This window comes from Stenotrophomonas sp. NPDC047960, assembly GCF_043204395.1.
GTDB lineage: Bacteria > Pseudomonadota > Gammaproteobacteria > Xanthomonadales > Xanthomonadaceae > Stenotrophomonas.
The window spans coordinates 203,159-225,050 of the sequence record NZ_JBIDBX010000007.1; the positions used below are offsets into that span (position 1 = coordinate 203,159).

The following is a 21,892-nucleotide window of genomic DNA, read 5'->3' on the forward strand; positions in this document are numbered from 1 at the left end:
GCGCGCCCCCTACACCGCATTGAAAGGAAGCAACGCCGTGAATCGAGTCTACCGTCTGGTCTTCAACCGCACGCTGGGTGTCATGCAGGTTGCCTCCGAGCTGGTCACGGCGCCACGCGGGGGTTGTGATGCGCGTGCTGGCAACACCATGGCCACGCTGCGGCCGGTGAGCTTCGCGCTGTGGCTGGCGCTGGGCTGGGTAGGCGTGGTGCAGCCGCTGTCGGCGCAGCAATCGCCCAATGCCGGCCGCATCATTGCCGACCCGAACGCACCGGCCGACCAGCGCCCCACCGTGGTCGGCTCGGCCAACGGTACCCCGCAGGTCAACATCTCCACGCCCAGCGCAGCGGGTGTCTCGCGCAACCAGTACCAGCAGTTCGATGTCGGCGCGCAGGGCGCGATCCTCAACAACTCGCGCGTCGATACCCAGACCCAGATCGGCGGTTGGGTGCAGGCCAACCCGTGGCTGGCCACCGGCACCGCGCGCGTCATCCTCAATGAAATCAACGGCAGCAATCCCAGCCAGCTCAACGGCTACATCGAAGTGGCCGGCGCCCGCGCGCAGGTGATCATCGCCAATCCGGCCGGCATCCAGGTCGACGGCGCCGGCTTCCTCAACGCCAGCCGCGTCACCCTGACCACTGGCACGCCCATTGTCAGCAACGGTGCTCTGGAAGGCTACCGCGTCTCCGGGGGCGCCATCCGCATTGCCGGTGCCGGCCTGGATGCCAGCCGCACCGACTACACCGACATCATCACCCGCTCGCTGCAGGTCAACGCCGGCATCTGGGCCAACCAGCTGCAGGCCAGCCTGGGCAACAACGTGGTCAGCGCCGACCACAGCGCAGTGACAAAGCAGGCCGGTGACCGTGGCGCTCCGGCCTTCGCGCTCGACGTGGGCGCACTCGGTGGCATGTACGCCAACCGCATCTGGCTGGTCGGCAACGAACAGGGCGTGGGCATGCGCAACGCCGGAAAGATCGGTGCGCAGGCCGGCGAACTGGTGGTTACCGCCGAGGGGCGGCTGGAAAACACCGGTGCGCTGCATGCTCAGCAGGACACCCGCATCACCGCCGCAGGCGGCGTGGCCAATGCCGGCACGCTCAGCGCCGAACGCGAACTGCGCGTGGATACCCCGGCCGATATCGACAACCGCGGCGGCACGCTCAACGCACGCCGGCTTGAACTCAATGCCGATGCGCTGCGCAACCGCGCCGGCAGCATCGAGCAGGTGGGCGCGCAGGCGCTGCAGTTGAAGGGCACCGATGTCAGCAACCAGCAGGGCCGGATCGGGACGGTGGCCGGCGTAACGCCGGGCGAAGGCAGTGGCGGCGGAAGCACGGGTGGAACGCAGCAGCCGGGTACCGGTACCGGCACCCCAACACCAACCCCAACCCCGGGCCAGGGCGGCAGCACCACTTCGCCTGCGCCGAGCGCGCCATTGGCTGCCGGCGCACTCAACATCGGCCGCACGCTGGACAACGACGGCGGCGCCATCGATGCCACCGGCGTGCTGCAGCTGGCGGCCAGCAACAGCCTGGATAACAGCGGTGGCACGCTCGGCGTTGACACCCTGAAGGTGCAGGGCCAGGCACTGCGCAACGCGGGTGGCACGCTGGAGGTGCAGGGCGCCACCAGCGCCCGCGTGAACACGCTGGACAACAGTGGCGGTCGCCTTGCTCTCGCCCAGGCCGCGGAACTGCATGCGCAGACCCTGCTCAACCGCGGCGGCACCCTGGCGCACGGTGGCACCGCCGCCACCGCCTGGTCGATCGGCAAACTCGACAACAGCGATGGCAGCATCGCCAGCAATGCGGCCAGTTTCGGGCTGGGGATCGGCACCCTGGTCAACACGCGTGGCAGCATCAGCCACGCTGGCAGCAGCGGCCTTCGCGTGCGCGCTGATCGCCTGGATGGCGTGGACGGCGCGATCGCCACCGCCGGGGACCTCGTGCTGCAACTGGGCACCGCCGACCACCGCGGTGCAGACCTCATCGCCAACCAGATCCGCCTGACCGCCGCCTCCTTCGACAACCGCGGGGGCAGCGTACTTGCCACCGGCAAGCAGGCCAGCACCCTCAGCGTGCAGGGCACGCTGGACAACAGCGATGGCGGGACCCTGGCCAGCAATGGCGACCTGCACGTCAGCGCGGCACAGCTCGGCAATGCCAACGGCACCGTGCAGCAGGCCGGCACCGGCAGCCTGCGCATCGACGCTGCCACCCTGCAGGGCCAGGGCGGCAGCGTGCTCAGCAACGGCAGCCTGCTCCTGCAGGGCACCACCACCAACCTGCGCGACGCCACCACCGCCGCGCAGCGCATCGACATCCGTACCGGCGACCTGATCACCGCCGGCGGCTCGCTCACCTCGGCCAGCACCGACGTGCTGCGCCTGCAGGTCGGCCGCACCCTGGACAACACCGGTGGCCAGCTCGGCAGCAATGGCGCGCTGGCCATCGACAGCACCACCCTGGTCAACAACGGCGGCAAGCTGGTGGCCGCCGGCACCGACGCCAGCACCCTGCGCGCCACCGGTCTGCTGCAGAACCAGGGCGGCACGGTATCCAGCAATGGCGATCTGCGCATCGACGCCGATGGCCTGCTCAATACGGCAGGCAGCATCGACCATGCCGGAACCGGCACCCTGCAGATCACCGCCACCACCGTGAACGGCGGCCAGGGCACCCTCGCCAGCAACGGCCTGCTGCAGGTGCATGCGCAGACGCTGGACGTGAACAAGGGCAGCACCCGTGGCCAGCAGGTGGATATCCGCACCGGTTCGCTGGACAACAGCGGCGGCTCCCTGCTGTCACTGGGCGCACAGGACATGCAGCTGCGCGTCAGCGGCAGCCTGGCCAATGATGGCGGCACGATCAGCGCCAACGGTGCGCAGCAGATCGAGGCCGGCGCGCTGAGCAATCGCAGCGGCGCGCTGAACTCGGCCGGCACCGGCGATACCCGCATCGCCGTGGCCGGCGTCCTGGACAACAGCAAGGGCAGCCTGGCCAGCAACGCATCGGCCCTGCAGCTGCAGACCGGCGCTCTGGTCAATGCGGACGGCGCGATCAGCCACGCAGGCACCGGCGGGCTGTCGATCGATACCGGCCGCCTGGATGGGCAGGGCGGCCGGATCGGTACCGCCGGCACCGCCACGCTCAACGCCGGCGCGGTGGATCACCGCGGTGCGTCGCTGGCGGCCACGCAGCTCGACCTCACCGCACAATCGCTGGATAACCGCGGCGGAAGCATCGTCGCCACCGGAACCTGGGCCAACACGCTGCAGGTAGCCGATACGCTGGACAACGGCGACGGCGGTACGCTGGCCAGCAACGGTGATCTGGCCATCACCGCGCAGACCCTGGGCAACGCCGGCGGCACGATCCAGCAGGCCGGCACCGGCACGCTCGCCATCGACGCATACACCCTGGCCGGGAAGGGCGGCACCGTGCTCAGCAACGGTGCGCTGGTGCTGCAGGGCGACACCCTCGACCTCAGCAACGGCACCACCTCCGCGCAGCAGATCCAGATCGACAGCGAGCGCCTGACCACCGCCGGCGGCCAGCTCAGTGCAATGGGCAACGGCATGCTGCAGGTGCAGGCGCGCACCCTGCTGGACAACAGCGGCGGCACCTTCGGCAGCAACGGCGCGCTCAACATCGCCGCCGGCAGCCTCATGAACGACCACGGCAAGCTGATCGCCGCCGGCGAAGCGACCACGCAGATCCGCGTGGCCAACATGCTCGACAACCGCAGCGGTTCGATTTCCGGCAACGGCAGCCTGCACATCGACGCCACGCTGCTGCGCAATGCCGGCGGCACCCTGGTGGCCGGCGACGCGCTTCAGCTGCAGGGTGAGGAACTGGACCTGCGCGATGGCGCCGTGGGTGCAACCGACATCACCGTTCAGGCCGGCAGCCTGGACAACAGCGGCGGCACACTGAGCGCCACCGGCAGCAACGACATGCTGCTGAACGTGCGCGACCGCCTGGGCAACGATGGCGGCACCATTGCCGCCAATGGCGCCCAGCGCATTGAAGCGGGCACGCTGTCCAACCGCGACGGCACGCTCAGCTCGGCCGGCACCGCCAACAGCCACATCACCGTTGGCGGCGAACTGGACAACACCCAGGGTGTCATTGCCAGCAATGCCGCCGCGCTGGCAGTGAGCAGCGGCAAACTGGTCAACGTGGACGGCACCCTCAACCACGCCGGTACCCAGGGCCTTACCCTGATCACCGGAGAGCTCGACGGCCGCAACGGCACGCTCGTGACCGCCGGCGACCTCAGGCTGACTGCGGCTGCGGTGGACCATCGGGGCGCGACCCTGCAGGCTGCACAGATCGCGCTCGACGCGCAGTCGTTCGACAACCGCGGCGGCAAGCTGGTGGCCACAGGTGCCGGCGCCAACCGCCTCACCGTGACCGGCGGGCTGGACAACGGCGACAAGGGCCTCATCGCCACCAATGGCGATCTCGCCATCAACGCCGCGGTGTTCGGCAACGCCGGCGGCACCGTGCAGCAGGCTGGCACGGGCCTGCTCGACCTCACGGCGGGCGTCGTCAACGGTGCCGGCGGTACGCTGGTCAGCAATGGCAGCCTGCTCGTGCAGGGTGACACCATCGACCTGCGCGATGGCACCACCTCCGCCCAGCGCATCCGCATCGACGCCGATACCCTCACCACGGCGGGCGGCGCACTCACCGCCACCAGCACCGACGCACTGGTGCTGCATGCGCGCGGCCAGCTGGACAACACCGGCGGTACCCTCGCCGGCAATGGCGCACTGGATCTGCGTGCCGGCACGCTGCGCAACACCGGCGGCACCGTGCAGGCCGCCGGCACCGCCGCCAGCCAGCTCAGCATCGAGCAGACGCTGCACAACCGCGGCGGCAAGATCCTGACCACCGGCGATCTCACGCTTGCCGCCGCCGCAATGGACAACCAGGGGGGCACCCTGCACAGCGCTGCAGACCTGCGCGTGGGCGTGGACGGCCTGCTGGACAACAGCCACGCCGGCCTGATCGCCAGTGGCGGCGATGCCCGCGTGGCTGCAGGCACGCTGGACAACCGCAGCGGCAGCATCGAACAGGCCGGCGACGGCCAGCTGCAGATCGACGTGCAGACCCTGCAGGGCGCCAGCGGCCGCATCGTCAGCAATGGTGCCCTGAGCCTGGAAGGCGAGGCACTGGACATCAGCGGCGGCACCACCGCCGCGCGCGATGTCCACGTCACCGCCGGCAGCCTCAACAACGCCGGCGGCACGCTCAGCGCCACCGGTGAGCAGGCCATGGTGGTGCAGGTGCGCGATACGCTCGGCAACGATGGCGGCACCATCGCCGCCAATGGCGCCCAGCAGATCACCGCCGGCGCGCTCTCCAACGTGGGCGGTACGCTCAGCTCGGCCGGCAGCGCCGACACCCGCATCGAGGTGGCCGGCCAGTTCGACAACAGCCGCGGCACCGTGGCCAGCAACGCCAACGCCCTGCAGCTGCAGGCCGGCAGTCTGCTCAACGAAGCGGGGCGAGTGGCCCACGCGGGCGCGGGCGGCCTGACCGTGCAGACCGGCAGCCTGTCCGGCCAGCAGGGCACCATCGCCACCGCAGGAACACTCACCCTGCGCGCGGGCGAGGTCGATCACCGCAACGCGACGCTCAGCGCCAACCAGCTGGACATCGTCGCCACCGGTTTCGACAACCGCGGTGGCACCGTGGTGTCCGGCGGCACCGGCCCCAGCACTGTGTTGGTGCAGGGCACCCTGGACAACGGCAACAACGGTACCCTGGCCGGTAATGGCGATCTGCAGATCACCGCGGCCACCTTGGGCAATGCCGGCGGTAACGTGCAGCAGGCCGGCACCGGCACGCTGGCAATCCACGCGCATACCCTCAACGGCCAGGGCGGCAAGCTGCTCAGCAATGGCAGCCTCGACCTGGTGGGCGACACCACCGACCTGCGCAACGGCACCACCGCTGCGCAGCGCATCAGTGTCCAGACCGGCGCGCTGACCACCGCAGGCGGCACGCTCACCGCCGCCGGCACCGACGCATTGGTGCTGGGGGTCCGCGGCACCCTGGACAACACCGCCGGTACGCTGGCTACCAACGGCTCGCTGGACCTGCGCGCCGCGCAGCTGTTCAACAACCAGGGCACCGTGCAGGCGGCAGGCACCGCTGCCCATCAGCTGGCCATCAGCGGCACGCTCGAAAACCATGGCGGCCGCATCCTCACCGGTGGCGCCACCACCGTCACCGCTGCCCGGGTCGACAACCGCGCCGGCATCCTGCACACCGATGGCAGCGCGTCGTTGACCCTTACCGTCGACGGCCTGCTGGACAACAGCGCGCAGGGCACCATCAACGCCGGCGGCAACGCCGGGATCAGCGCACAGTCGCTGAACAACGCCGCCGGCATCCTTGCCGCCGGTGCCGTGCTGCAGCTCGATTCGGCCACCCAGCTCGGCAACGCCGCCGGCCTGATCCAGGCGGGAACCGACCTGCACCTGCGCACGTCGGGCATGGACAACCAGTCCGGCAGGGTCATCGCCGGCAGCGTGGATATCGATACCCGTGGGCTGACATTGGACAACCGCGCCGGCACCCTGGCCAGCCTGACCGGCGGCAACGTGCTGCGCACCGGGCTGCTCGACAACAGTGGCGGCCTGCTGCAGTCCGCGGGCAACCTGAGCATCAACACTGCCGGCCAGGCGCTGCTGAATGCCAACGCCAATGGCAACGGCATCAACAGCAGCGGCACCCTCGACATCACCAGTGGCGCCTTCGACAACCGCGCCGGAGCGGTGTTCGGCCAAGGCGCCATCACCCTCAACGCCAGCAGCGTGGACAATTCCGGCGGCGGCTCGCTGAAGGGTGCAGGCGACCTCACCCTGCGCGCCCAGACCCTGAACAACGTGGGCGGCGCGATCAGCGTGGGCCGCAACGCGGACCTCGCCCTGCCCGGCGCACTCGACAACCGCAGCGGGCTGGTCGCCGCCGGCGGCGCCCTGACCGTGCAGGCCGCCAGCGTCGACAACCGCAACACCCTCAGCGCGCCGAACGGCCCGGCACTGGGCCTGCAGGGCGAACAGCTGCGGCTGACCAGCGGCAGCCTGGACAACCAGCAGGGCCAGGTGCTCGCCGACAACCTGACGCTGCAGCTCAGCGGCCAGCTCGACAATACCGGGGGGCAGGTGTCCGCGTCGGAAGTGTCGGACATCAGCGCCGACAGCATCGCCAATACGGGCGGCACGCTGGTGGCCGGCACCCACCAGATCGTGCGTACCCGCGAGATCACCGGCATCGGCAAGGTGCTGTCGCAGGGCGACATGACCCTGGAGCTCCGGCAGAGCCACACCAACACCGGCGAGCTGGCGGCCAACGGCACGCTCACCCTGGCCATCCAGGGCAACCTGGACAACCAGGGCAAGCTGCAGGGTGCCGGGGTGAACATCACCGCCGGGAACATCCATAACGCGGCCACCGGCGAGATCAGCAGCGTTGGTCTCACCCGGCTGGTCACTGCGGGTGAGCTGGTCAACCGCGGTGTGCTGGATGGGCGCACTACCCATATTGACGCCGGTACGCTCATCAACATCGGTACCGGCCGCATCTATGGCGACCGTATCGCCATCAACGCCGGCACGCTCAACAACGTGGCCGAGAACGTCGGCGGCGTGCAGCGCTCGGCCACCATCGCAGCCCGCCAGCGCCTTGACCTGGGCGTGGGCGTACTGACCAACAGCGGCCAGAGCCTGGTGTTCAGCGATGGGGACGCGTTCATCGGCGGCGGGCTGAACGGCCTGGATGCTGCGGGCACCGCGCAGCGCATCGACAACATTAGTTCCACCATCGACATCGCCAACAATCTGGACATCAACGCGCTGGCGGTGAACAACATCCGCGAAAACGTGGTGGTCGAGCAGAAGACCACCGTGCACGCGCCGGTCACGCTGAGCCAGCCGGGCTGGTTCAAGAACGGAAACAACACCGGCAGCCTGCGCAACACCTCCAACTTCCAGCCCTACGAGGTGTACTACCTCAACCCCGCCGATATCCTGGAGGATTCGGCCTATATCACGCCCGACGGCCAGCAGATCCGCAGGGCGGTGGTCAATATGACCTCCACCACCAGCGCGTACTACTACGCGCGCGGTGGGCTGTACGCCGCGCGCGCCGAACGCGCGCGCCTGGACCCGCAGGAAGGCACGATGGTGATCTACTACGTGCTCCGCGCGGACAACCGCAACAACCCCGACCAGCTTGGCGGCGCGGCGGAAGATCCGTTCCGCGATCTCTCCAAGAGCCAGCCGGGCAGCCCCGCGCTGCGTTACGAATCGGACACCCTGACGTACAGCTCTGCTTACGGGACCTGCACCACCACCTGCGTGCAGCTGATCACCTACCCGGACTACGACAACCCGGAGGCGATGCTGATCAACATGCAGCGCCACCCGGAGGACACCAGCGGCAACGAGGAGCGCCGCGTCGCTACCCGCACCACGGTGGAAGACATACTGGTTTCTGCCGGGGCCGACGCGGTGATCACCGCCGGCGGCAACATCACCATCGCCACCGACGCGTTGCTCAACGAATACGCCAGCATCGCCGCCGGTCGCGACTACACCATCCGCGGGCTGAACCTGCAGACGTCTTCGGTGATCAGCAGGTCGCGGACACTGGAGCGCATCAACACCTTCAACAACGTTTCCTACACCTACAACAACCGGTCCAGCAGCTGGAGCGCCGCGCCGATCAAGGAAACGCTCGGCGTACTCGGGGCCGGAATCACGGCGGGCGGCAAGCTCACCATCGACGTGGGCAACCTGCGCAACGAGAACGTGGGCAGCAACGGCCCCAGCGTGCGCGATGGCACCGGCATCGCCAACCTCAACACCGGCGGACCCGGTGCGGGTTCGGTCGGCCCCGGTGCCGGCACGGTACAGGGCCCCGGCCACGCCGCAGGCCAAGGCGCCGGCACGGTGTCCGCACAGGGCCCCCAGGCCGCCTCCTCAACCCAGGGCGAGAGCGGCACGGCCGTCCAAGGCCCCGGCCATACCGGTGGGCAGCTGGCCGACAGCGCCACCGCGCAGGGGCCGGGCCAGGTCGGCTCGGCCGGCCCGGGCAATGGCAGCGTGCAGGACATCGGCGCGGCACAGGCTTCGCAGGCCACCGCCACCGGCCCGACGGCCGCGCAGGGCGGCAGCCACGCCGGCAGCGGCGCCAACGCCGCGCTGGACCGCAAGCAGGCAGTGGCCGCCGCCGGCAACGACCCGCACCTGGTGGTGACCACCACGCCGAATGCCAGCGCCCCCAGCGCCAGCCTGTTCAACGTCGATGCTAACCGCGGCAGCTTCCTGGTCGAAACCGATCCCAAGTTCGCCAACTACCGCAACTGGCTCAGTTCGGACTACCTGCTGCAGCGCGCCGGCTACGAGCCCGCGCAGACCCAGAAACGCCTCGGCGATGGCTTCTACGAACAGAAGCTGGTGCGCGAACAGATCGGCGAGCTCACCGGCCGCCGCTTCCTCGACGGCTATGCCACCGACGAAGACCAGTACCGCGCGCTGCTCGAAGCTGGCGCCACGGTGGCTGGCGCATGGGGTCTGCGCCCCGGCGTCGCGCTCACCGCCGAACAGATGGCCCGGCTCACCAGCGACATCGTGTGGCTGGTCGAACAGGACGTGACCCTGGCCGACGGCTCGGTGGCGCGCGCGCTGGTGCCGCAGGTGTACCTGCGGGTGATGCCAGGCGACCTCGATACCAACGGCGCACTGCTGGCCGGTGCCGATGTGGACATCAAGCTGCGCGGCGACCTGGTCAGCAACGGCGCCATCGCCGGCCGCCAGCTGGTCAGCATCGACGCCGGCAACATCCGCAACATTGGCGGTGGCCAGATCAGCGGCCAGCAGGTCGGCCTCAAGGCCGCCGGAAACATCGACATCATCGGCAGTACCGTCGCCGCCACCGACGTGCTGGCGCTCAAGGCCGGCGGTGACATCACCGTGGCTTCCACCACCTACGAGTGGCAGGACAAGGGCGACCTGCTGACCCAGCGTACCACCACACTGGACCGCGTGGCCGGCCTGTACGTGACCAACGCAGACGGCGCCGGCGTGCTCAGTGTCAACGCTGGCGGCAACGTGGAACTGCGTGCCGCACAGCTGGCCAACGCCGGTACCGACGGCCTCACCGCCATCGTGGCGGGGGGCGACATCAACCTCACCGCGGTAACCCAGCAGAGCAGCGTCGCACTCACCCACGACAGCGGCAACTTCAACAAGCAGAGCCAGGTCACCCACATCGGCACCACCATCACCGGTGCCGGCGATGTGGCGCTCCGCGCGGGCAACGATCTGAACCTGGCCGCAGCGAGCGTGTCGGCCGCCAATGCGCTGGTGGCGCAGGCGGCGCGTGACATCAACAGTATTGCCGTGCTGGACACGCAGAGCATCGACAGCAGCGCCAAAAGCAGGAACCATTCGCGCGAGGTCAGCGCGGCTGACGCCTACGTGCTGGGCAACCAGCTCAGCGGCGGTGAAGGCGTTGCCCTGCAGGCAGGACGTGACCTGACCCTGCAGGCCACCACGGTGGCCAGTAGCGACGTCGGCGTAGTGCTGTCGGCCGGTCGCGACGTGACCCTCAGCACCGCGCAGGAGACCCATGACCTGGTGGTGGACGGGTTCACCCGCAAGAAGAAGACACTGTCCACCACGGCCACCACCACCCACGACCAGAGCTCGACCAGCTATGCCGTAGGTACCACCGTGACTGGCAAGACCGTGGACATCCTTGCGGGCAACAACGTGGGCATCAGCGGCTCCACCGTGCTGGCCGACAACGACCTGCGCATCGCCGCTGCGAACAATGTCACCATCGAATCGGCGCAGGACACCTTCAACGAGGCGCACAGCTTCAACCAGAAGAAGTCCGGCATCACCGGCGGCTTCGCCAACGGCGTCGCGTCGGTGGGCTACAGCAGCGCCCGCAGCAACACCGAAAGCGCGCTGCAGTCCACCACGCAGGTGGGCTCGGCCGTGGGGTCGATGAACGGCAATGTGCAGATCAGCGCGGGCAACCAGCTGACCCTCGCCGCCTCCGACGTCGCCGCCGGGCAGGACCTGACCCTGATCGGCAAGGACATCAACCTGGTCGCGCGCCAGGACACGGTGGACACGCAGAACAGCCAGTCCAGCAAATCCAGCGGCTTCTCGATGGGCGTCACTTACGACCCCACCAAGGCCTACCGCAGCGCCCGCGATTCCACCACCGACGGCATGGCCGACAGTGGCTCGACCATGGGCGACATCACCCGCAATGCCGAAGGCACCGCCGCCGGCGTGCGTGCCGCCACGACGTCCGTAGTAGTGAGTGGGGGCAGCCAGCGTGCGAGCGGCAACCAGACCCACTCCACCAGCGACGCCCGCGTGGCCCAGCTGAGCGCGGGCGGTGACCTGACCCTGATCGCCAACGGCGGCTCGATCACCAGCCAGGGCGCGCAGATGTCGGCCGAAGGCGACGCCCTGCTGCTCGCCACCAAGGACATCGTGTTCGATGTGGCTCATAACACCGAATCCAGTACCAACCAGAGCAGCGGCAAGGGCTGGGGCTTCGCCAACAACACCAGCGGCCTGCCGTTCGGCACCAATAATTCGCGTGGTCAGGGTGCCGGCCAGAGCGACACCATCACCGGTACGCAGTTGTCGGTGGGCGGCGGTGTGCGCATGGCGACCACCGAAGGCGACATCACACTCACTGCCGCCAACATTGCCGCGGAAAGAGACGTCACCATCCGCGCGGCAGGCAACCTGACCGTGCAGAGCGGCCAGGATACCGTGAGCAACGCCAACACCGCCGACAGCAAGGCCATCGGCACGGTGCAGATTTCCGACACCGAGAAGTTCGCCGGCTGGCACCGCCAGCAGCACGAGGACGACAGCGGCATGGTGTCGCAGGTCGCTAGCACCATCGGCAGCCTGAGCGGCAACGTCAACCTGGGCGCGGGCGGCAAGTACACCCAGATCGCCAGCAACGTGGTGGCCGCGCAGGACGTGGACATCACCGCAGCCGAGATAGAGCTGCTCACGGCCGATGAGACCGGCTACAACTCGCAGAGCGACAAGGACCTGAAGATCGGCGTGTTCGCGCGGATCAAGTCGCCCTTCATCGATCTGATCAACAACGTGGATGCGGCGCGCCAGTCCGACGGTCGCCTGCAGGCGATGCAGGGCATGGCGGCTGGCGCGAACGCGTACCAGGCCGGCAGCGCCATCGCCAGTGCGGCCAAGGGCGGTGGCGCTTCACTGTTCAGTGCTGAAGCGGGCATCGGGTTCAAGTCCGCCAGCAGCAGCGCCGACGGCAGCAGCACCGTGTCGCGCGGGTCCACGATCCAGGGCGGCGGTAACGTCAACCTGACCAGCACCAGTGGCGACATCCATGTCGTCCAGGGCAACCTCAGCGCAGGCAACACGCTGGCGTTGGACTCGGCGCGCGACATCCTGCTGGAAGCCGGTCAGGCCAACCTGCAGAACAGGAGCAAGAGCAGTAACGCCGGTGCCGAGGTAGGTGTGGGCGTATCGGTGGGTGCGCAGACCGGTGTCTACGTCTATGCAGAAGCCAGTGTCGGCAGCAGCAAGTCGAACGCAGAAAGCAGCACCTGGCAGAACACCACCCTGACCGGCACCAACATCTCGCTGAAGGCCGAGGGTGACACGACGCTGCGCGGCGCCACCGCGACCGCCGAACGGATCGACGTCAAGACCGGTGGCACCCTCACCATCGAGTCCCTGCAGGACATTGCCGAAAGCCTGTCCAAGGAAAGCCAGGTGGGCGGGCGCGTGCAGGTCTCGTTCGGCACCGCGTGGGACGTCAGCGGATATGCCAGCGCCGGGAAGGCGAACGGCAGCTACAAGGGCGTGGGCCAACAATCCGGCCTGTTTGCAGGCGACGGCGGCTACCATGTGGACGCCGGCCACGTGAACCTGGTGGGTGGTGCCATCGCCAGCACCAATGCGGCCAACAGTGAACTGGCCGCAGAGACCTTCACCTTCACCGATCTGAAGAACGAGATGGATTACCGGGCCAGCTCGGCCGGCGTCAGTGGCGGCTTTGGATGCACGGGCAAGGCGGCCACCGATGCCAGCGGCAAACCGATCGCCGCCCCCAGCGCCGCCGGTCAGATGAAGGATATCGGAAACACCATCGCAAACGGCGAGTACGGCGCCGCCAACAGCACGTCCTTCAACCCGGGCATCCCCATGTCCGAAAGCGGCCACGACAGCTCCACCACATACGCAACCCTGACCGGCGGCAACATCACCATCGGTGGCAAGAAGGTAGACGCTGCCGATCTGGGCGTGAACACCGACGCCAACGCCGCGCACCAGGCGCTGGAGGCGCTGCCGGACCTGCAGAAGATGCTGCAGGAACAGAGGGCCATGGCACAGGCCACCGGCACCGTGGTGGATGCGAGCAAGCGCATCCGTGCTGACATCAATTCGTCCATTGATGAGGCAAACGCACGAAAGGAAGAAGCCAAGAAGCTGCTGGCCGATCCTACGGTCCGTGATTCACTGAGCGCAGAACAGCAGGCGATGCTCATGGCAACGGCGGTGGAGTCCGATCGAGAGATCGAACGCCTGCAGAAAGTGGGAGTGCTGGTGGGAGCGATCACCAACGGAATTGCCGCATCCTCCGGCAGTACCGGGCAGATCGTGGCCGGTACGCTTGCGCCAGCAATCTCGTACCAGATTGGCCAGTACTTCAAGGAGAATGCTGCGCGGAACGAGATGGATAACGGAAGCCGCGGCGAGCAGGGAAGCGCCACGCATCTGCTCGCCCATGCCCTGCTTGGCGCTGCGGTGGCGTCGGCTGGTGGCGACAGTGCCTTGATCGGCGCGTTGGCCGCTGGCGGTGCCGAAGCGGCCGCGCCTTCGATAGCCAAGTTCCTGTTCGGCAAGGAGAGCAAGGACTTGACCGCAGCTGAGCAAGAAACCGTAAGCTCCATCGCCAGCATGGGGGGTGGGCTGGTGGGATCGTTCCAGGAGGGTCTGCTCAGCGCAGCGGTAGGCAGCAACGCAGCGAGAAATGCAGTAGACAACAACTGGGGCGAGGTGGGGCACTATTCCACCATGGCTACCATCCTCTATCTGGCGGGCTTCAGCGAGGACGATGCAAAGGCCGTCGCGCTGGCGGCGTGGTCGCCCGACACCGATCGGAGAAATGCCATCACGGTAACCAACGTCACCCTCGGAACTGTGACGGTCCTGCCGCAGCAATACAACCATCTTCTCGACGGCGAGACTGACCCGGTGAAAGTGAAGGCGGCGCAGGAGTACTGGGCCGGAAAGGTTGGCGACATCCTGGTCAAGATGAAGCAGTTCGAGAACGATCCGGCCAAGAAGGCGGACCTGCTCAAAGATCCGGAGACGCAGCGGGCGCTCCACGCACTCGGCGATTCCTTCGCGCACGTGAAGGAAAATGGCGAGCATTTTGGTCCGGAAAAGGGTCACCTGATGGCTTCCCTGTTCGGCAAAGAACCCGATAATCCTTACACGAACAAGGAGGCCTTCATCAATTATGTCTCCGCTCTTTACAAGGCGGCCTCCAGCACGTCCAGCCAGCCTCGCCGCGACGCGGAGTATGTGGATGAGATGGCGCGTAAGATGACCGCCTACGAGAGCGAGCAGCACCAAAAGGACATTCTGGCCAACTCAATGGAGTTGTTGAACGGAGGGTGGCCCACGGGGTTGGTGAACAGTTCCGTCCCGGAGTGCGGCAAGTGGAACAACTGTGCGGTTCGCTTGCCCAGCAATACTGTGAATCCAGTGATCGATGGCATCTACGGAATTGGTCGCCCACCGAGTACCACGCCGGCTCCCGTCGTGGACTGGTCAAAACTCAACAACCTGCCGATGCGGTGACATGCAGACTTTTCTCCACGCCGAGGCGAAGGCATGCGACATCTAGTCAACATCCTCTATTACGTGGGGTGGATCGTCTGCGCTGCCCTGTTTGGGGCGGTGGCCTACAACCGCTACACGTCGGGCGCTCTGGGCTTGTTTGAGCTCTATGACGTCAATCCTGAAGCTGTCATGCAAGTGATGCAGGTGGGCGTGGTGCTGTTGTTGGTGCAGACCATTGCGATCATTGTCAGGATTACGCGCTGGAAGAAGGAGCGGATACTTGAGATTGCGCTCTCTGTGCTTGCATGGGCCCCATTTCTGTACAACTTCTCGTTCGTTCGTGGTTGATCAGGGTGCGGGCGATTCTCGATCTTCCGTGGGGCAGGTACTGCGCAAAGCTGCGGATGTGGCACACCTGCTCATATGGGCGTTTTTCCTTGGCTACCTGTCATTGTCAACGTATGCGCGATTGCCGGTGGATGGACCGGATCTCCGACCGCTGTTTCTGGGCCCATACGCCACGCACTTCGACGTGGCATTCTGGCTGACCCTGTTCGGAGTTCCGGTGTTCACTGCGGTAGTCGCGGTCCATATAGGCCGCACCTCGAAAGTCTTCTACGCGGAGATCCTGGTAGCGGTGGCGGCCTGGTGCATGCTGCTGTACAACCTTTCGTTTCTCAGCAGCTAGGGGGGCGGGGCCGCCGACCTCAGGCTCGATGTCATCGGGAATGCGGTCCCGCGCATGCTGTCGTGGAATCAAGCACAATCGGGTGATGCGCCAAGTCCGCCACCCGCTCGTGCTGCTCGCCACCCTCCTGCTCGCCGCATGCGCCAGCACCGACGTGCGCAGCCCACTCGCCACGTGGGTGCCTTCGCCAAACCACAACGTGCGCAACCCGGTGATCATCGTGTTGCACCACACCGACCAGGACAACGTGCAGCAGAGTCTGCGCACGCTGCGTACCGCCAATAGCGGTGGCCGGGTCAGCTCGCACTATCTGGTGGGGGCGGATGGGCACATCTATCAGCTGGTCGCCGACAACCGCCGTGCCTGGCATGCCGGCGGCGGGCGCTGGGGCAGCATCACCGATCTCAACTCGGCCTCGATCGGCATCGAGATCGACAACGACGGCAGCAGCCCGTTCGCGCCGGCCCAGATCGCCGCGCTGATCCGTCTGCTCAACGATGTCTGTACCCGCCTGAACATCCCGCGCAGCCAGATCATCGCCCACGCCGACCTGGCACCGGCCCGCAAGCAGGACCCCAGCCGCTACTTCCCGTGGCAGCAGCTGGCCGAGGCCGGTTTCGGGGTGTGGCCGCGCGTCAGTGATGGTCCTGCGCCGGAAGGCTTCGACCCGTGGCTGGCGCTGGAGGCGTTCGGCTACCCGCTGGACGACCGTGCCGCCGCAGCCGGAGCCTTCCACCGCCGTTTCCGTGGCCGCGACGACCTGCCGGGCACCCTCGATGCCGAAGACGCCCGCATCCTGCATTCGCTGCTTCAGCAACGCCTACCTACAATCAACCGCTGACACCGCCCAGAACGAGCATCCATGAAGGCCAAGCGCATCACCGCCGCACCCAAGCACCCCGCCTTGACCCTCCTCGGCCTGTCCGTGCTCACCGCCTGCAGCGTCAGCACGCCCAAGCCCGATGCGCCGCCGCCCGCCAGTCCCGCCACCTACGCCAAGGCCGACTGGAAGGCACTCCCCGCCGTCAGCGACAGCGATCTCCAAGCTGGCTTCAGCGCCTGGCGCAGCGCCTGCCCGCGCCTGAAGAGCGACGGCACCTGGGCGCCCACCTGCGCGGCCGCCGCCAATATCGCCAACACCCCAACCGCCATCCGCCAGTTCCTGCAGGAGCATCTCGAGGTCTACTCGCTGCGTGCCGGCGGCCACCGCGCCGATGGCCTGATCACCGGCTACTACGAGCCGGTGTACAGCGGCAGCCTCACCCGCACCGCGAAAACGCCCGTACCCGTCTACGGCGTACCGGCCGACATGGTCAGCGTGCAGCTCGATGAGCTCTACCCCGAACTCAAGGGCAAGCGCCTGCGCGGCCGCGTGGAAGGCCGCGTGCTCCGCCCCTACGACGACGCGGCGAAGATTTCCGCCAAGGGCGTCAACGCACCCGTACTGGCCTGGCTGTCCAACCCGATGGACCTGCAGTTCCTGCAGATCCAGGGCTCGGGCCGGATTCGCCTGGACGACGGGCGCCAGCTGCGCATCGCCTACGCCGACCAGAACGGCCATCCCTACCGCCCGATTGGCCGCTGGCTGGTGGCGCAGGGCGAGCTGAAGAAGGAAGACGTCACCATGGACGCCATCCGCGCCTGGGCCGACGCACACCCGCAGCGCGTGACCGAGCTGCTGGCCAGCAACCCCAGCTATGTGTTCTTCACCAAGGGGCCGGATGGCGACGAAGGCCCGCGCGGTTCGTTGAACGTACCACTCACCGCCGGCTACAGCGTCGCGGTGGACCGCACCGTGGTGCCGCTGGGCAGCCTGCTGTGGCTGTCGACCACGCGCCCGGACGGCAGCCCGGTGGTGCGCCCGGTGGCAGCGCAGGACACCGGCGGCGCCATCGCCGGCGAAGTCCGCGCCGATCTCTACTGGGGCACCGGCGATGCGGCCGGCAAGCTGGCCGGGGACATGAAGCAGAAGGGCAACCTCTGGCTGCTGTGGCCGAAGGGCGCCGCATTGCCGGCGGCGACTTCTTCCGGCGGTTGATGCCGCGCGACCATTCGGTGGGCCAGTACAACTACTGCATCCCACACAGTGATTCTGCGCAGGCCTCCCCACCAAGTCCGGGCTAGCATCTCCGCTCATGCAGCGGAGACTGGACCATGCACGAAGGACTGCTCAAAAGCTGGAACCACGGCGCCACCCGCCAGGCCATCATCTCCTTCGTTGCGCGGGTCACGCTGGAAAGCGGCCCGGACTACGTCGCCCCCGCCGCACGCATCGCAGTTTTCGACAATGATGGTTGCCTGTGGTGCGAAAAGCCCATGCCCATCCAGGCCGATTTCCTGCTGCGCCGCATCGCCGAGCAGGCCGAGGCCGATCCGTCCCTGCGCGACAGACAACCGTGGAAGGCCGTACACGGTCGCGACCAGGGTTGGCTGGGCGATGTCATCACCAAGCATTACGAAGGCGATGACACCCAGCTCAAGCAGATGGCCGCTGGCCTGCTGTCGGCCTACGTGGATGATGAAGTCGGCGGGTTCGCGAAAAAGGCCGAACACTTCCTGCGCACCGAGCACAACCCGGTACTGAAGCGGCCCTACCTCAAGACCGCGTACGCGCCGATGCGCGAACTGCTGCACTACCTGGAAGCCAACCAGTTCACGAACTACATCGTCTCCGGTGGCGGGCGCGATTTCATGCGGCCCATCACCCACGAGCTGTACGGCATTCCGCCCGAGCGCGTGGTAGGCACTACGGTCCTGCTGGAATACCGGGAAGAAAACGGCATCGGCAAGGTAGTGCACACCTCGAAACTGGAGGTGTTCGATGACGGCCCCAACAAGGTGGTGCGAATCTGGAGCCGGATTGGCGCGCGGCCGATCTTCGCCGCCGGCAACTCCAATGGCGACATCCAGATGCTGCAGTTCGCCACGCAGGGCGAGGGGCCCTCGCTGGCGCTGCTGGTTACCCATGATGATGACGAGCGCGATATCGCCTACACCTCCGGCGCCCAGAAGTCCGTGGCACTGGCGAAGGAGCGCGGCTGGCCGCTGGTCAGCGTCCGCGATGACTGGGCCAAGGTCTTCGTCGATTAGGCCACGCAGGCTGTGGTCCTACCGGGGGCGGGCCTGCTATGACCTGTTGGTTCGCGTCAGCTGCGCGCCAGGTCCCCGTTTCGTACTACATTGGTGAAACGACCGCCATCCGAACGCGGCCTTGCCCACTGCGGCCTCCGGCCCGAGGACTGAATATGTTGTTCTGGTACGCAATTGTCGGCGTGATGGCATTGGAAATCGTGCTGCAGGTTGCGTGGAACCCCACCTACTTCGGGCTGGGTATCCGGATGTTCAACGAGCGGATCCCGGCCTCGGCGGAGATGCGCGAACGGCTGGTGCTCAACTGCCTGGAGCGCGACGTGGCCACGCAGCAGTGGACGCCATTGGTGTTCCGCCCACTGCCAGACGGCCGCATGGCGTTCCGCGAAAGCTTCTTTGCCGGCTTCACCGGGCGCTACTACCCGGTGATGCGTGGGATGGTCGTGGTGGATGCCAAGCGCAACCAGGTACGGGTGGAAGGCATCTGCAACTGGATGACCCTCGGGATTGCGGTGCTTTGCGTGTCCATGCCCATGGTGGTCGCGTCCACCTGGCCGATGTTGCTCATGCTGGCGATGTTCGTGTACTGCTACTTCATCCAGCGTCGCCGCTACCACGGCATTGCCGAAGCCTTGCGTGAGCAGATGCGCATCGAGCTGCCCGAGGCCATCATGCAGTTGCGGCGAAACTCCCGTTGAGCTGGCCGAACGCGAGCCACTGGCGGACATCCTGATGGATGCCCGCCAATGCGGTTACGTCACTTCGGCATCAGTACCGTATCGATGACATGGATCACGCCGTTGGACTGCTTCACGTCGGCAATTGAAACACCTGCTTTGCCACCCTTCGCATCCACCACCCACAGCTTGCCTTCATGCAGCTTGATGGTCAGCGGCTCGCCCTGCACGGTTTTCAGGGTGGTCGCGCCGTTGTGCATCTTTGCTTCGGTGAGCAGCTGCGTCGAGGTGTAGGTACCGGGCACCACGTGGTAGGTCAGCACCTTGGTCAGGTCCGCCTTGTGCTCGGGCTTGAGCAGGGTCTCGACCGTGCCGGCGGGGAGCTTCTCAAAGGCTGCGTTGGTCGGTGCAAAGACGGTGAAGGGTCCCTTGCCGTTGAGTGTATCTACCAGGCCAGCAGCTTTGACGGCGGCGACCAGGGTGGTGTGGTCCTTGGAGTTGACGGCGTTTTCTACAATGGTTTTGTTCGGGTACATGGCTGCACCGCCGACCATGACCGTGTCGGCGGCGTAGCTGAACGAAGCGCTGGTCAACAGCACGGTGAAACCGGCAATGGCGGTAATGCGTTGGGCAATGGCGCGCATGGTGTGTCTCCGGGATTCTTCGGTCCTCGGATTGAGGACATGGAAGGTACGTCGCCGCTCGCCGAATAGATGGGCGGATGACCAAAGTGCGTGCTCGCCGAGACGTCATAGATGGTGTGAGCCGGGGGCTCCGGTCCATGCATTGCCAGTCGTTGAACAGCAAAGAGCGTGTACTCAAGGCACACATACGCTGCGGCTCAGCAGGACCAGAACCAAGGCGATAAGCAGGCCAGTGGCCTTGGTGCTCTGCGCTGTCAGCTTGGAAGACGGCCGCGTGTTGGAGCTAAGACATACGCATGCGCGTCCTCTCCCGTGCGGGGACACTTAAGCCAGTTGGCCGCCTTGGTGCGCGACTTAAGGCTTGCCGGGCCGCCTTCCTGGTGGCAACCGAGGCATAAGCGCGACTGCATCCAGCAGCTCTGTATCAGAAAGACGACTGAGCTGTGCGATCGCCGCACGCAGGATCTCGCTGCGATTGCTATTTCTTCCACCCATGGCAATCCGCCGCCGAGTCTCCTCCACAGTCTGTAGGTCCTCATCGGTGAGGCAAAAGCTGATCTTCGACAGTACGTTCACCATACAATAATATCTTATATATGGTATTATTTATTCGCAAATGAACTTTGTCTCAACTGAGCACGAGACGAAGTGATTCGCTGCCTAAGAAATAGGTGCCTGGGCCACGTAGACAGCTCGAAGGCGTTGAGCCAATATCACTTCAAGCACGGTGAGCACATGTCACGAGCAGATCTACTCGTCAGCCTAGTCAAGGCAGGAAGCGAAGGTGACCAGCGATTGCTCCGCAGCACGGTCGAGGCAATGGCCGCAGAGGAGCGCGCAAAGAGCCACCATCAATTGGCCGATCGCCTAGTGAAGAACTTGGGCGAAGCGCGCGCGCGCGCGCCTACGCCCGAGGTGGTGCGCTCCTACGATGGCGGTCACGGCGGATTGCTATATGAAATCGAGCCTCGCCGTACTCTGTCGGAGATGTTCATCGATCCGATGGTGCGCGGCGCATGCGAAGAGATCATTGAAGAGCACCACAGACGTGATCTTTTGAGGTCGTACGGCTTGGAGCCGCGGCACCGCATCCTGCTGTCAGGCGCGCCAGGCAATGGAAAGACGTCTTTGGCAGAGGCGCTGGCCACCGAGCTGATGGTCCCACTGTTCGTGGTGCGCTATGAAGCAGTTATCGGCAGCTTCTTAGGGGAGACCAGTGGTCGTCTGAAGAAGCTCTTCGACTTCGCTAGAACCCACCAATGCGTACTGTTTTTTGATGAGTTCGACACTCTAGGTAAAGAACGTGGCGATACGCATGAAACTGGCGAGATTAAGCGCGTGGTGAGCTCGCTGCTCCTGCAGATCGATGCATTGCCTAGCCATGTTGTCGTCGTGACTGCCACTAATCATGCTGAGCTGCTCGACCGTGCAGTTTGGCGCAGGTTCCAGCTCCGACTTGAGCTTGAACCGCCGACTGCGGCGCAGAAGGAAGCCTGGTTCATTAAGCTCCAACAGCGCCTAGATGCACCGCTGGGTGTCTCTCCGAAGACCTTGGCAGCCAAGCTGCATGCCACCAGCTTTTCGGATCTGGAGCAGTTCTGCGAAGACGTCCATCGCCGCTTCATCTTGGCAATGCCAGAGCCAAACCTGAAGAAAATTGTGACCGAACGCTTGAATCAGTGGCATGCTCGCTACCAAGTCAACAGGATGACGTGAGCGCTCAATGGCTAATGAGGAATTTCCGCTTCTCCTTTTCCCGAAACGGGCGAATATCGAAGATAGGAATGACGGGGCGGGTGGGGCCCCAAAGCCCATTCAGCTTCCAACACCTCAGCGCCAAGGGGAGCGACTTACCCCAAAGTTCACTGAACTGTTTGAGACACTAGAAGCGCATCGG

The 21,892-nt window shown here is 66.1% G+C and carries 9 protein-coding genes; 8 read left to right on the forward strand and 1 reads right to left on the reverse strand.

The window, feature by feature from the left end; all coding sequences use genetic code 11:
- Positions 1 to 37: 37 nt before the first annotated feature.
- From ACGFZ3_RS16130 to ACGFZ3_RS16160, 7 genes are all read left to right on the forward strand, one after another.
- Positions 38 to 14,914, forward strand: a complete 14,877-nt coding sequence (locus ACGFZ3_RS16130; protein WP_392923363.1) for a hemagglutinin repeat-containing protein — start codon at positions 38 to 40, stop codon at positions 14,912 to 14,914.
- A gap of 33 nt (positions 14,915 to 14,947) precedes the next feature.
- Positions 14,948 to 15,244 (forward strand): hypothetical protein, encoded by a 297-nt coding sequence (locus ACGFZ3_RS16135; RefSeq protein ID WP_392923366.1) that lies wholly within the window; start codon positions 14,948 to 14,950, stop codon positions 15,242 to 15,244.
- A gap of 28 nt (positions 15,245 to 15,272) precedes the next feature.
- Positions 15,273 to 15,584, forward strand: a complete 312-nt coding sequence (locus ACGFZ3_RS16140) for a hypothetical protein (protein ID WP_392923369.1) — start codon at positions 15,273 to 15,275, stop codon at positions 15,582 to 15,584.
- A gap of 85 nt (positions 15,585 to 15,669) precedes the next feature.
- On the forward strand, positions 15,670 to 16,425 hold the full coding sequence (locus ACGFZ3_RS16145) for an N-acetylmuramoyl-L-alanine amidase (RefSeq protein ID WP_392923372.1): 756 nt from the start codon (positions 15,670 to 15,672) through the stop codon (positions 16,423 to 16,425).
- 21 nt (positions 16,426 to 16,446) lie between these two features.
- A complete protein-coding gene (locus tag ACGFZ3_RS16150; RefSeq protein ID WP_392923374.1) occupies positions 16,447 to 17,622 on the forward strand; it encodes a murein transglycosylase A in 1,176 nt (391 codons plus the stop codon).
- Positions 17,623 to 17,738: 116 nt separating this feature from the next.
- Positions 17,739 to 18,674 (forward strand): HAD family hydrolase, encoded by a 936-nt coding sequence (locus ACGFZ3_RS16155; protein WP_392923376.1) that lies wholly within the window; start codon positions 17,739 to 17,741, stop codon positions 18,672 to 18,674.
- 155 nt (positions 18,675 to 18,829) lie between these two features.
- The gene (locus tag ACGFZ3_RS16160; protein ID WP_392923379.1) at positions 18,830 to 19,372 is read left to right on the forward strand and encodes a hypothetical protein; all 543 of its coding nucleotides are present in this window, start codon (positions 18,830 to 18,832) and stop codon (positions 19,370 to 19,372) included.
- A 59-nt stretch (positions 19,373 to 19,431) separates the two neighbouring features.
- On the opposite strand, the gene ACGFZ3_RS16165 is transcribed toward ACGFZ3_RS16160, so the two are convergent.
- Entirely contained in the window at positions 19,432 to 19,995 is a 564-nt protein-coding gene (locus tag ACGFZ3_RS16165; RefSeq protein ID WP_392923382.1) for a fasciclin domain-containing protein, read from the reverse strand.
- Positions 19,996 to 20,730: 735 nt separating this feature from the next.
- On the opposite strand from ACGFZ3_RS16165, the gene ACGFZ3_RS16170 reads away from it, so the two are divergent.
- Positions 20,731 to 21,711 (forward strand): AAA family ATPase, encoded by a 981-nt coding sequence (locus tag ACGFZ3_RS16170; protein ID WP_049441864.1) that lies wholly within the window; start codon positions 20,731 to 20,733, stop codon positions 21,709 to 21,711.
- Positions 21,712 to 21,892: the final 181 nt, after the last annotated feature.

Bases quoted from the DNA above. Each gene is read 5' to 3' on its own strand.
- ACGFZ3_RS16135 (WP_392923366.1), top strand. From the start codon at position 14,948: ATGCGACATCTAGTCAACATCCTCTATTACGTGGGGTGGATCGTCTGC.
- ACGFZ3_RS16145 (WP_392923372.1), top strand. From the start codon at position 15,670: ATGCGCCAAGTCCGCCACCCGCTCGTGCTGCTCGCCACCCTCCTGCTC.
- ACGFZ3_RS16150 (WP_392923374.1), top strand. From the start codon at position 16,447: ATGAAGGCCAAGCGCATCACCGCCGCACCCAAGCACCCCGCCTTGACC.
- ACGFZ3_RS16155 (WP_392923376.1), top strand. From the start codon at position 17,739: ATGCACGAAGGACTGCTCAAAAGCTGGAACCACGGCGCCACCCGCCAG.
- ACGFZ3_RS16160 (WP_392923379.1), top strand. From the start codon at position 18,830: ATGTTGTTCTGGTACGCAATTGTCGGCGTGATGGCATTGGAAATCGTG.
- ACGFZ3_RS16165 (WP_392923382.1), bottom strand. From the start codon at position 19,995: ATGCGCGCCATTGCCCAACGCATTACCGCCATTGCCGGTTTCACCGTG.
- ACGFZ3_RS16170 (WP_049441864.1), top strand. From the start codon at position 20,731: ATGTCACGAGCAGATCTACTCGTCAGCCTAGTCAAGGCAGGAAGCGAA.